Annotated in this window: 12 protein-coding genes; 8 read left to right on the plus strand and 4 right to left on the minus strand. The window is 65.5% G+C overall.

Annotation, left to right across the window (positions count from 1 at the left end; translation table 11 throughout):
* Positions 1–94 precede the first annotated feature (94 nt).
* The 3 genes from BFD71_RS24990 (at position 95) to BFD71_RS25000 (ending at position 2,385) form a co-directional block, all read left to right on the plus strand.
* Complete coding sequence (locus BFD71_RS24990) at positions 95–937, plus strand: DMT family transporter (RefSeq protein WP_069266999.1); 843 nt, start codon at positions 95–97, stop codon at positions 935–937.
* Between the two features lie 79 nt (positions 938–1,016).
* Complete coding sequence (locus tag BFD71_RS24995; protein ID WP_069267000.1) at positions 1,017–1,910, plus strand: alpha/beta fold hydrolase; 894 nt, start codon at positions 1,017–1,019, stop codon at positions 1,908–1,910.
* Between the two features lie 106 nt (positions 1,911–2,016).
* Complete coding sequence (locus BFD71_RS25000) at positions 2,017–2,385, plus strand: GFA family protein (protein WP_256094911.1); 369 nt, start codon at positions 2,017–2,019, stop codon at positions 2,383–2,385.
* Positions 2,386–2,491: 106 nt separating this feature from the next.
* Here the strand turns inward: BFD71_RS25000 and BFD71_RS25005 are convergent, their stop codons facing one another.
* From BFD71_RS25005 to fae, 3 genes are read right to left on the minus strand one after another with little or no spacing between them, the layout of a single operon-like run.
* On the minus strand, positions 2,492–3,958 hold the full coding sequence (locus tag BFD71_RS25005) for an NAD-dependent succinate-semialdehyde dehydrogenase (RefSeq protein WP_069267002.1): 1,467 nt from the start codon (positions 3,956–3,958) through the stop codon (positions 2,492–2,494).
* Entirely contained in the window at positions 3,955–4,974 is a 1,020-nt protein-coding gene (locus BFD71_RS25010) for an aldo/keto reductase (protein ID WP_069267003.1), read from the minus strand. Before BFD71_RS25010 ends, BFD71_RS25005 begins: the two co-directional genes overlap by 4 nt.
* Before the next feature lie 28 nt (positions 4,975–5,002).
* Positions 5,003–5,524, minus strand: coding sequence for a formaldehyde-activating enzyme (gene fae, locus BFD71_RS25015; protein ID WP_069267004.1), 522 nt, complete (start codon positions 5,522–5,524; stop codon positions 5,003–5,005).
* 284 nt (positions 5,525–5,808) lie between these two features.
* On the opposite strand from fae, the gene BFD71_RS25020 reads away from it, so the two are divergent.
* From BFD71_RS25020 to BFD71_RS25040, 5 genes are all read left to right on the plus strand, one after another.
* On the plus strand, positions 5,809–6,846 hold the full coding sequence (locus BFD71_RS25020) for an ABC transporter substrate-binding protein (RefSeq protein WP_069267005.1): 1,038 nt from the start codon (positions 5,809–5,811) through the stop codon (positions 6,844–6,846).
* A gap of 60 nt (positions 6,847–6,906) precedes the next feature.
* The gene (locus tag BFD71_RS25025; protein WP_069267006.1) at positions 6,907–7,872 is read left to right on the plus strand and encodes an ABC transporter permease; all 966 of its coding nucleotides are present in this window, start codon (positions 6,907–6,909) and stop codon (positions 7,870–7,872) included.
* Between the two features lie 89 nt (positions 7,873–7,961).
* A complete protein-coding gene (locus BFD71_RS25030; RefSeq protein ID WP_051481489.1) occupies positions 7,962–8,786 on the plus strand; it encodes a quaternary amine ABC transporter ATP-binding protein in 825 nt (274 codons plus the stop codon).
* 10 nt (positions 8,787–8,796) lie between these two features.
* Entirely contained in the window at positions 8,797–9,969 is a 1,173-nt protein-coding gene (locus BFD71_RS25035; protein ID WP_069267007.1) for an MFS transporter, read from the plus strand.
* Between the two features lie 90 nt (positions 9,970–10,059).
* On the plus strand, positions 10,060–10,938 hold the full coding sequence (locus BFD71_RS25040; RefSeq protein WP_069267008.1) for a LysR substrate-binding domain-containing protein: 879 nt from the start codon (positions 10,060–10,062) through the stop codon (positions 10,936–10,938).
* Here BFD71_RS25040 and BFD71_RS25045 read toward each other — a convergent pair.
* Positions 10,911–12,587: a GMC family oxidoreductase gene (locus BFD71_RS25045; RefSeq protein ID WP_069267009.1), complete on the minus strand. Its 1,677-nt coding sequence runs from the start codon at positions 12,585–12,587 to the stop codon at positions 10,911–10,913. The genes BFD71_RS25040 and BFD71_RS25045 overlap by 28 nt on opposite strands.
* Position 12,588 lies beyond the last annotated feature (1 nt).

Genomic DNA, 12,588 nt, shown 5'->3' on the forward strand with positions numbered 1-12,588 from the left:
CTAACGTAAGCACCCAATTTATCTGGTTTGTTAGCCCGTCACAAGATAGATATCCTTCTTGCTAGACCATTCATGCATCCCTGCCCGCACCCTCATGCTCAGTTATACCGGCGGTATCGTGCTTTTCGCCGCGCTGCTCCACGCGAGCTGGAACGCGATGCTCCACGGCAACCGCGACCGGTTTTTCTCCATGGCGTGGATGAGCATCGCCATCGGGCTGGTCGCCACGCTCGTCATCCTGTCCGTACCCTCGCCGGCCCGCGCTTCGTGGCCCTACATCGCCGCGTCGGGGCTCGTGCATGTCTTCTACAACGTGAGTCTCGTGCGCTCGTATCGCCGCAACGACCTGGCGCTCGCGTACCCGATCGCACGAGGCTCGTCGCCGCTGCTCGTCACGCTCGGGGCGGCACTGTTCGCGCATGAAGCGATCGGCCCGTTGCACGGTCTCGGGATCGTGATGATTTCGGGAGGCATCATCGCGATCGCGCTGCAGGGGCGTCACGTGTCGCGCGCGGGCGCACTCGCCGCGCTGACGACCGGTGCAACGATCGCGCTCTATACCGTGATCGACGGCATCGGCGTGCGCATGTCCGACGGCCAGCCGCTCAGCTACACCGCATGGATGTTCCTGTCCTATTGGACGATGCCGGCGCTGTTCGTTGCGCGCCGCGGGCCCCCGGCGCTATGGACACCGGTACGCGCCGAGCCGCTGTCGATCGCCTCGTCGCTGGCCGGCGGCCTCGTGTCGATCGGGGCGTATGGCATCGTGATCTGGGCGCTGCAGGCGGCCGCGATGGGCGCAATATCGGCGTTGCGCGAGACGAGCGTGGTGTTCGCGGTGCTGATCGGGCGGATGTTTTTGCGGGAGGCGGTGAGCGGATCGCGCTGGCTCGCCTGCGTGGTCGTCGCGGCCGGTGCGGTTTGTCTCGGGCTCTGAGATGATTTCACGCACACTGTTTGCTACCCGTGCTGCATCACGCAACTGAGCACGCAACTTGAGTTCGAAGGAGCGCCCCATGCTTGACCATATCGAAACCGACCTGCTCGACATCGCCTATGACGAACAGGGCGACGCGAATGGATGGCCCGTCGTGCTGCTGCACGGCTTTCCCTATGACATTCGCGCATACGACGAGGTGACGCCACGCCTCGTATCCGAGGGCGCCCGCGTCATCGTCCCCTACCTGCGGGGATACGGCCCAACGCGCTTCCTTTCGCCCACGACACTGCGCTCGGGCCAGCAGGCAGCGCTTGGCGCTGACCTGCTGGCGCTGCTCGATGCCCTGCAGATCGAGCGGGCCATCCTCGGCGGATACGACTGGGGCGGCCGCGCGGCATGCATCGTGGCGGCGCTCTACCCGTCGAGAGCGCGGGGTCTGGTTTCCGTCAACGGCTACAACATCCAGGATATCGCCGCTGCCGCACAGCCAGCCGACCCCGAAAAGGAACACCGCATGTGGTACCAGTACTACCTGCATGGCGAGCGCGGCCGCGCTGGGTTGATTGAAAAACGGCGCGAATTCTGCCGTCTCCTGTGGTCACTCTGGTCGCCGACCTGGCACTTCGACGACGGCCTCTACGCGCGCACGGCAGCGTCGTTCGACAATCCCGATTTCGTCGACGTGGTGGTCCATTCTTACCGTCACCGTTTCGGACTGGTCGAAGGCGATCCCCGCTTCGACGACATCGAGCGACGCCTCGCCGCCACGCCGCCGATCACCGTGCCGACGATCACGCTCGACGGCGACGCAGACGGCGTCCAGCCGCCCGGCGCACGAGAGACAAGCTCGAAGCGCTTCAGCGGGCGCCATGAGAACCGCATCGTGCCGAATGCAGGTCATAACCTTCCGCAGGAGGCGCCAGAAGTGTTCGCCAAAGCGGTGCTCGACGTCAACGCGTGGGCAGGTTGACGCCGCGTCCTTGCACAACACGCTTTATTCGAGAGGAGAAGCTAAAGACATGGTAGGCGATACGAACCAACGGGCAGGCCAGTGCCATTGCGGCGCAGTGCGTTTCGTGGCGACACTCAGCGACGGCTTCAACTCGATCCGCCGCTGCAACTGCTCTTACTGCCGCATGCGAGGCGCGGTCATCGTCGCGGCCGAAACGGGTGGGATCGAATTCCTGCAGGGCGCGGAGATGCTAACGGACTACCGCTTCAACACCGGAGCGGCGCGGCACTTCTTCTGTTCTCGCTGCGGAATCGCCACCCATCTTCAACGGCGCTCGAATCCGAACCTGTATGGCGTGAACGTGGCTTGCCTCGACGGCGTCAGCCCGTTCGATTTCGCCGAGGTCCCTGTCATGGATGGCGTGAATCATCCGAACGACACCGGCGGGCAGGCGCGTCTGGCGGGCATGCTGCGTTTCATCGCAGCCAGCTGAGGTCTCAGCGCCATTCGCATATCGAAGTGAAGGCTCAAAAAAACCGCCGCACTTTCGCGCGGCGGCTTTCGCCAGAAGCTGGCAAGCGTAGCAACAGCAAGGAAAATCAGCCGAGCCCGCCCATCATCAGGTACTTCGTTTCGAGGTACTCGTCGAGCCCGTACTTCGAGCCTTCGCGCCCGAGCCCCGACTCCTTCACGCCACCAAAAGGCGCGACTTCCGTCGAGATGATGCCCTCGTTGATGCCGACCATGCCGCTTTCCAGCGCGCCCGCCACGCGCCACACGCGGCCAATGTCGCGCGCGTAGAAGTAGGCGGACAGGCCGAAGTCGGTATCGTTCGCCGCCTGGATCGCTTCTTCCTCGGTCTCGAAGCGGAACACCGCGGCAACGGGGCCGAACGTCTCTTCGTGCGCGAGCATCATGCCGCCGTGCGCGCCCGTGATGACCGTGGGCTCGTAAAACGTGCCGCCCCGCGCATGCGGGTGGCCGCCGCACGCAATGGCGCCGCCCTTCTCGAGCGCATCGCTCACGTGCGCCTCGACCTTGCGCAACGCCGCGCCGTTGATGAGCGGCCCCTGCGTGGCGCCCGGCTCCATGCCGCCCGACACGCGCAACGCGCGCACCGCCGCAACCAGCTTCTCGACAAACGCGTCGTGTACGCCGGCCTGCACGTAGAAGCGGTTCACGCACACGCAGGTCTGCCCCGTGTTGCGGAATTTCGAGGCGATCGCGCCTTCCACGGCGGCATCGAGATCGGCGTCGTCGAACACGATGAAGGGCGCGTTGCCGCCCAGTTCGAGCGACACCTTCTTCACCGTATCGGCGGCAGCGCGCATGAGCAGCTTGCCCACGCGCGTCGAACCCGTGAACGAGATCTTGCGCACCGCCTTCGAGGCCATCAGCGTGTCGCCGATCGCCGGAGCATCGCCCGAAACGACGTTGAACACGCCGCGCGGAATGCCCGCCTCGACCGCCAGCTCGGCGAGCGCGAGCGCCGAAAGCGGCGTCTCTTCCGAAGGCTTGAGCACCATCGTGCAACCTGCCGCGAGCGCCGGGCCGGCCTTGCGCGTCACCATGGCGAGCGGGAAATTCCACGGCGTGATCGCACCGACCACGCCCACGGGTTCCTTCGTCACGACAATGCGCGCACCCTTCTTCGGCGCGGGAATCACGTCGCCATAGGCGCGTCGCGCTTCCTCCGCGAACCACGTGAGAAAGCTCGCCGCGTACGCCACTTCACCCAGCGATTCTGCGTACGGCTTACCCTGCTCGGCCGTCATGATGCGCGCGAGGTCTTCGCGATGCAGGTGCATCAGCTCGCCCCAGCGGCGCACCTTCGCGCTGCGCTCCGCCGCCGTGGCGTCGCGCCACGCAGGGAACGCATGCGAGGCCGCCGCCACGGCCTGCAGCGCTTCGCGCGCTCCGGCGCGGGCCACTTGCGCGAGCGGCGCGCCGGTGGCCGGGTCGATGATCGGGTAGGTCGCTTCGCTCGCCACCCATTCGCCGTCGATGAAGCTCGAGGTGCGCCACAGGCGCGCTTCTTTCAGTCCGTCAATCGTCAAGCTCGTCATGCTGCGATCTCCAGGCGTCGCGCCGCGCGCGGCACGCGCGGAATGCGTGCGCTCACGTAGTCGTTGATCACGTCGCACGGCGTGTAGTTGCGCTCGAGTTCATACAGCTCGTCGGCGGTGAGTTGCGTGTCGAGCGCGGCGAGCGCGCTTTCGAACTGCGCGACGGTGTCCGCGCCCACGAGCATCGACGAGACGCCCGCACGCCCCAGCACCCAGGCCTGCGCGATCTGCGCGCACGACACGCCGCGCGCCGCCGCGACTTCGGCCACCGAACGCGCGATATCGCGCGAGGCTTCGTCGTCGTACATCTGCACGGTGAAGAAGTCGGTCTGGTTCCGCACCGACTTCACGTCGCCGGAAAGAAGGCCTCGTGCGAGCGGACTGAACACCGACACGCCCACGCCCTGATCCTGGCAGAACGGAATCATCTCGCGCTCTTCCTCGCGATACGCGCAGTTCAGCTGCAGCTGCATATTGATCGGTCGTGCGAAGTGATAGCGCTCGCACGCCTGCAGGATCTTGGCGAACTGCCAGGTGAACATCGTCGACACGCCGATATAGCGCGCCTTGCCTGCGCGAACGATGTCGTTCAACGCATCCATGGTTTCTTCGACCGGCGTATTCACGTCGAAGTAGTGCAGCATGTAGACATCGACGTAATCGGTTTGCAGCCGGCGCAGCGAGCCGTCGATGCCTTCCATGATGTGCTTGCGCGAGTGGCCCTGGTTATTCGCGCCATTGCCGATCGGATAACCGACCTTGGTCGTGAGCACGAGTTCGTCGCGCTTCGCAAGCCGCCGCACGATGCGCCCCACCACTTCTTCGCCCACGCCGGTCGAATAGAAGTCCGCGAGATCGATGAAGTTCACGCCCGCTTCGAGCGCGCGGCGCACGATGGGCTCGCTCTGCTCTTCGTTGTAGATCCAGGGCTTCCATTCCGGCGTGCCCATGTTCATCGTGCCGAGGCACAGGCGCGACACCTTCAGGCCGGAGCGGCCGAGTTGCACGTATTGCATCGTAGTCACCTGTAACGATTGGCGCGACTCAAGCCGCTTTGGCCTTCGGCGTGTAGAACGGATTGCTGATCTGATCCTTGATCTTCGCAATGTCGTCGAGTTTCGGCAGCCCGTTCATCGCAGCGCGAATGGCCGTCTTGCAGGCCACGTAATTGTTCTCGTACACGGCGTCGAGGTCGTCGCACGACCAGTTCACCCAGTTCGCCGTGACGATGCACCATTCGTTCTCGGCCGGCGGCGGCAGCGTGCCGTCGAGCATCGCTTCCGTCACCGCCTTCGCGATGGCCGCCTGCGAGGCACCCCACGTGGCGTTGCCGTGCAGGTCGCCGCGAATGTCGGCCTTGTTCACGTAGAGCGTGGCGGGCTTGACCGGCACGTTGGGCTGCGCCACCACCATGAACGGCACGTGCCCTTGCGAAGGCGACGACAGGCTGTTCGTAAACGCCTGCCCCACCGGGCCATTGCGCGGGCCGATCATGATGTTGATGTGGGCAGCGTTTACGCCTGGTCCAGCGAAACCTTCGCCGATATAGACTTGCAGGTCTTTCATGTTTGACTCCGTCTCCTGTGTACATGAGTTCGAATTTGGCCAGACGCATTCCAGCACACGCCGCAAGCGCCCAAAAGCTATGAAATCTCATGGGGGCATGACGCGCAGTCATCGCTCTCGCATGCATCATTCGCGTGATGAAAGTGGCATGAGATCAGGTAATGCATCGATGACTATTCGTTGCTTCGCAACCCGAAATGCCACGGCTAGACTCTGGTCGGACTGATTCGAAAAGCGGCGGCCCACGCTGGCCCGCGCATACAATTCCAATCACTGGAGACGACATGAGACGTATCACGCTGGCAGGCGTGCGTATTGCCGCCGCCCTCGCGCTGACCTGCGCGGCCACGAGCAGCTTTGCAGCCCCCGGCTGGTGCCAGGCGGGCAAAACCGTGAAGCTCGCGCAAATCACCTGGGAAAGCGGCGCGCTGATGACCGAAATGGTGCGCACGGTGCTGGAGAAGGGTTACGGCTGCAAGACCGAAGTCGTGCCTGGCGCCACGGCCGCCACCGAAACGGCGCTCACGAAAAACGACCTGCAGGTGTGGGCCGAGCACTGGACGGGCCGCAGCCCCATCGTCGCGCGCGGCTTGAAGGACGGCGGCGTGAAGCTCGTGGGCGAACTGATTCCCGGCGGCGACAAGGAAGGCTGGTACGTCCCCGACTATGTGATCAACGGCGACGCCAGGCGCGGCATCAAGCCCATGGCGCCGCAACTGCGCTCCGTCGCCCAACTGCCGCAGTACAAATCCCTCTTCACGGACGACGAAGAACCCGGCAAGGGCCGCTTCTACAACTGCCCCGCGGGCTGGGATTGCGAGCGCTTCAACAACCGCCTGCTCACCGCCTACAAGCTCGGCGACGACTACACGAACTTCCGCCCCGGCACCGGCGGTGCGCTCGACGCGGCGATCGCGTCGGCCTACGAGCGCGGCAAACCCATTCTGTTCTACTACTGGCAGCCCGCCGGCCTGATGGCGAAGTACCACTTCGTGCAACTCGAGGGCGCGCCGTACTCCGACGCCTGCTGGGACACCATCGCCGATCCGAAGGGCGCGCCGTGCGCCTCCGCGTTCAAGGTCTCGCATCTGAAGGTCGCGGTCTCCACGCCGTTCTACGACGCCGAGCCGGACGCCGTCGCGTTCTTCGGCAAGGTGAGCCTGCCGCTCGCGCTCGACGAACAACTGGTCCAGCAGATGCACGACAAGAAGCTCGACGCCTCCACGGTCGCGCGCACGTTCTTCGAGCAGCATCCGGAAATCTGGAAGCAATGGGTCACGCCGGAAGTCGCGGCGCGCGTACAGGCCGGCCTGCGCACGTAAGCAACGACACTGGCCGCACGACGGCACGCATCACATGACACACGCAGAATGAGGCTCACCATGGGATCTCCCTTTCTTCACCTCTCGATCGCCGACTGGGTCAACGATCAGGTCTCCGCGTTCGTGCAGCGCTACGGCGACGCGTTCCACAACTTCAGCGTGCTCATGCTGCGCGACCTGCTCGTGCCGCTCGAAAGCCTGCTGCGCGCCACGCCTCCCGTCGTCGTGCTCGCCGCCGTGGGCCTGCTCGGCTGGCATGCCTCGCGGCGCATCGGCGTGGCGCTGCTGTTCGTCGTGCTGCTCTGGCTGATCGGCTGCTTCGGGCTGTGGGACAAGCTCATGCAGACCTTCGCGCTGATGGTCGTCGCCACGCTCTTTTCGGTCGTGCTCGGCGTGCCGCTCGGCATTCTCGCGGCTTCGAGCAGCGGACTGCGCCGCGTGCTGCTGCCGGTGCTCGACGTCATGCAGACGCTGCCCGGCTTCGTGTACCTGATTCCGGTGCTCATGCTGTTCGGCCTCGGCAAGGTGCCCGCGATTCTCGCCACGGTCGTCTATGCGCTGCCGCCGCTCATTCGTCTGACCGACCTCGGCATCCGCCACGTGGATGCGGAAATCGTCGAAGCCGCGCGCGCGTTCGGCACCACGCGCATGCAATTGCTGTTTGGCGTGCAGTTGCCGCTCGCGCGGCCGAGCATCATGGCCGGTATCAACCAGACCACGATGATGGCGCTTTCCATGGTCGTGATCGCCTCGATGATCGGCTCACGCGGTCTTGGCGAAGACGTGCTCGCGGGCATCCAGACGCTCGACGTGGGCAAGGGCACGCAAGCGGGCGTCGCCATCGTGATTCTCGCGATCGTGATCGACCGCATCAGCCAGGGCTACGGCCAGGGCCGGCGCACACGCGGACTCGCGCGAAAGTCGAAGCAGCCCTCGCGCATTCCGTTTCGCCGCGTTCGCGAACAGGAAAGCACAAGCGCCGACGCGGCCAGCGGCAGCGAGCTGACGAGCCAGCCGGCCAAGTAACGAACGCGAAGGCAAAAGCGCCGGCACAATGGCGGAGACCCGGCCGGCGCATCCAGCATACGCAATGAGCATGCAATGAGGTAACGATCATGAGCGGCATCGAAGTCAAGAACGTCTACAAGATCTTCGGCACGCGCGAAAGCAGCCAGCGCGCGCTCGAACTGCTGCGCGGCGGCGCCGGCAAGGCCGAGGTCCTCGAGAAGACCCGCTGCAACGTAGGCCTGAACGACGTGAGCCTGTCGATCGGCTCGGGCCAGATCTTCGTGATCATGGGTCTGTCGGGCTCGGGCAAATCCACGCTGGTACGCCACTTCAACCGGCTCATCGAGCCGACCGTGGGCGAGATCCTCATCGACGGCAAGGACGTGCTCAAGCTCTCCGACAACGGGCTGCGCGATCTGCGCCGCTACGGCGTGAGCATGGTGTTCCAGAGCTTCGGACTCCTGCCTCACCAGACGGTACTCAACAATGCCGCCTATGCGCTGGCCACGCGCGGCGAAAAGAAAGCGGCGGCGCACGCGAGTGCGCGCGAATGGCTCGGCAAGGTGGGCCTCGCGGGTTATGCGGACCACTATCCCGACGAGCTTTCGGGCGGCATGCGCCAGCGCGTGGGCCTCGCTCGCGCGCTGGCCGCGAACACCGACGTGCTGCTGATGGACGAAGCGTTCTCCGCGCTCGATCCGCTCATCCGCACCGAAATGCAGGACCAGCTGCTCGAACTCCAGGCCACGCTCAAGAAGACCATCGTGTTCATCACGCACGACCTCGACGAGGCGCTGCGCATCGGCAATCAGATCGCGATTCTGCGCGACGGCCGGCTCATCCAGTGCGGCACGCCCGACGACATCCTGCACCGCCCCGCCGACGACTACGTGCGGCGCTTCGTCGAGCGCCGCGCCGGGACGACGCACTAAGCCGCCGTACATGCGGGCGCTCATCGGCCTGCTGGGCGGCTATACGATCCTCGTTTGCGGGAACAGCCTCCTCACGACGCTGATCTCGCTGCGCATGCTGCAAGGTGAGCGCACCGCACTCGACGTCGGCCTCGTGCAATCGTGCTATTACGTCGGCTTTATCGTCGGCGCGCTGGGGCTCGGCCCGATCGTCGGGCGCATCGGGCCACAGCGCGCCTTCATCGGCTTTGGCGCGCTCGCCGCGCTCGCGGCGCTCGGCTATCTCTCGTTCGATTCCCCTGACATCTGGGCCGTGCTGCGGCTCATCACCGGCTTCAGCATGGTCGGCGTGTTCACCTCGATCGAAAGCGGCGTGAACGGCGCGGTGCCGAACGAGCGGCGCGGGCGTGCGTTCGCGTTTTATCTTGTGCTCACCTATCTCGGCGTCAGCGCCGGGCAGTTCCTGCTGGGCGTGGGCGCGCCCGGCGGCATCTTCGAGCATGCGCTCGTGAACGGCTTGTTCGTGACCGCGCTCATCCCGGTGGCGTTGATCGGCGAGTGGCAATCGGCTGGAGCCGGACCGCCCGCGCCTGCGGCCACGGCGCCGCCTTCCGCGCTCGCCACGCCGAAGCGCCCCACGCTGCTGCTCGACGGCCTGCGCGAACTGCACCGCGTCGCGCCGCGCAGCGTGCCGGCCTGCATCGGCGCGGGGCTGCTTTCCAGCGCGTTTTACGCGCTCACGCCGGTGTATCTCGCGCGCATCGGTTATCCGGCCAGCGGGATTTCGCGCGCCATGGGTGTCGTGCTGATCGGCGCACTGCTTTCGCAATGGCCCGTGGGGCGGCTCTCGGACCGCCTCGGGCGGAGCGCCACGCTCGGCCTGATCTCGCTCGTCTCCGCGTGCGCGGCAGCGGCGCTCGCCATCCTGCGCGCACCGGTTCTCGTCGATACGATCCTCTTTCTCTACGTCGCGCTTACCTTCACGCTCTACGGCGTGATCGTCTCCGACGTGAACGACCGTGTCGATCAGGCGCGACGCGTGCAGACGAGCGCGACGCTGCTGCTCGTGTTCTCGCTCGGCGGCGCGGCCGGTCCCACCGTCGCTTCGCTGTTCATGCGTCTTCTGGGGGCGGGCGGGCTCTATGTGTTCGCGCTCGTCGTCACGCTCTCGCTCGCTGCGCTCTCACGTGCGCGGGGCGTCTGAATGGCGGCGCGGGCCGGTATACTGCGTCGTTTGCAGGAGGCGTCGTTTCGACATGGCGCCCGGAGCGAGGAGACGACCTTGAAGCGAAAGATGCCGGCGCTGAACGCCCTGAAGGCGTTCGAGGCGGCAGGCACGAGCGGCAGCTTCACCCGCGCCGCCGAGCAGCTGAACGTGACGCAGAGCGCCGTGAGCCGCCAGGTGCGCCAGCTCGAAGAACAGCTTGGCGAGGCGCTGCTCGAGCGCCATCACCACCGGCTCGAACTGACCGAAGCCGGGCGCGCGCTGCTGCGCACGCTCCAGCAGTCGTTCGACCGCATCGAACTGACGGTGCGCACGATCCAGCAGAAGAGCGACCTCAACCGCCTGCGCGTGAACGCGCCGCCCACCTTCGCGAGCCGCTGGCTCGTGCCGCGCCTTACGCGTCTGCAGGCGCGCCATCCCGAACTCGAACTGAGCCTCACCACGCATCTGCAGGACAGTCTCGCCGATTCGACGGCGCTGGACTGCGCGATCCGCTTTGGCGATGGCGAATGGGAAGGCCTCGACAGCTCGCTGCTGATGCACGAATCGCACATCGCGGTGTGCGCGCCCGCGCTGCTCGCGCAAGGGCCCATCGATCTCACGCGGCACACTTTGCTGCACGTGCTCGCGGGCGACAACCAGCGCTATCTCACGTGGCGGCACTGGCTCGACGCGGCGCGCATCGAAGACGTTGACACCTCGGGCGGCTACGAATTCGACTTGCTCGATCATGCGATCCGCGCGGCCATCGAAGGGCTCGGCGTGACGATGGCCGACCGCCACATGATCGAGCACGAGTTGGCCCAAGGTCTGCTCGCGCCCGTGCGCGACATCCACGTGGACGGCCGCCAGTCATACTGGTTCGTGGTGCGGCCCGAACAGAAGGCTTCGAAGCCGCTCCGGCTTTTCCGGCAATGGCTTCAGGACGAAGTTGCGGCCATGCGCTGACGGCCCTGCTCGATGGCCTTTGCGGCGATGGCCTGATCGGCGTCTTCCAGAATCAGGTCTGCGCCCTTTTCCGCGACCATCATCGTCGGCGCGTTGGTGTTGCCCGAAGTGATATTGGGGAAGATCGACGCATCCACCACGCGCAGGCCCTCGATGCCATGCACGCGCAGGCGCGCGTCCACCACCGACGTGCGCGGGTCCGGCCCCATCGCGCAGGAGCCGCACAGGTGATAGATCGAGCCGCTTTGCTCGCGGAAGAACTTGAGCATGCTCGCGTCGTCGGTCACTTCGCCGGCGGGCGTCACCTCGGCTTCGGTGATGCCCTGCAGTGCGCGCGCTGTCATCAGCTTGCGCACGAGGCGGCTGCCCGCAATCGCTTCGTCGCGGTCCTTCTGCGTCGAGAGGTAGTTGCCGCGAATTTTCGGCGCGTCTTCCACGTTCGCCGAAGCGATCTCCACCGAGCCGCGGCTCGTGGGCCGGCAAGGATTGAAGCAGACGAGAAAACCCGAGTACGGCTCCGGCGTGAGCTGCGCCCGATTGGATTTGGGAATCCGGTACGAAAGCGGATTGAAGTACACCTGCATGTTCGGGTGCGCCTCGTCCTGGCTCGTGCGGAAGAAGCCGCCCGACTGGTTTACGCTCATCGAGAACGGGCCCTTGCGCTGAAGCACGTATTGCAGTCCGAACTTCAGCTTGCCCATCCAGCTGCTGAATGAATCGTTGAGCGTCTTCACGCGCGAGCGATAGTAAAAGCTCACGCACAGATGGTCCTGCAGGTTCTGGCCCACCGCAGGCAGTTCATGCACCACGTCGATGCCGTGCTTCGCGAGCAGTTCGCGCGGGCCCACGCCCGATAGCTGCAACAGCTTGGGCGAATCGACCGCGCCGGCCGCGACGATGACCTCGCGATTTGCACGAAACGTGCGCTTCACGCCCTGCTGCACGATCTCCACGCCGATGGCGCGCTTTTGCGCCTCGTCGAACAGCACACGCGTGGCGCGCGCATGATGCTCGATCTTCAGGTTCGAGCGCTGCCCCGCGCGATGCAGGTAGGCCACGCTGCTCGAATCGCGTTTGCCGTCGCGCGTGTTCACATCGTAGATGCCCACGCCTTCGAGCCGCGCGCCGTTGAAGTCCTCGTTGCGCTCGTAGCCGAGCTGCGTGCAGCCTTCGACAAAGGTGCGGCAAACCGGATGCGCGCCCTCCTTCATCGGCGTGATGCGCACGGGGCCGTTCGCGCCGTGCCACGGCGTGTCGCCCAGCGGATGCGATTCGAGCTTGCGGAAGTACGGCAGCACTTCCTGGTACGACCAGCCCGCATTGCCCGCCGCGGCCCAGTCGTCGTAGTCGCGCGCGGCGCCGCGCACGTAGATCATGGCGTTGATCGCGCCCGAGCCGCCCTGCACCTTGCCGCGCGGCGCGTAGATCTGCCGGCCGGCAAGCTCCGGCTCCGGCTCGCTGTAGTACATCCAGTTGTACTGCTTGTTGTAGTACAGCTTGGCGAACCCGATCGGGATCTTGAACCAGAACGAATCGTCGGGTCCGCCCGCTTCGAGCAACAGCACCGAATGACGCCCCGAAGCGGAGAGCCGTTCCGCGAGAATGCAGCCCGCCGAACCGGCGCCGGCGATGATGTAGTCGTAGTTCATC

This window comes from Paraburkholderia nodosa (genome assembly GCF_001718195.1).
Lineage (GTDB): Bacteria > Pseudomonadota > Gammaproteobacteria > Burkholderiales > Burkholderiaceae > Paraburkholderia > Paraburkholderia nodosa_A.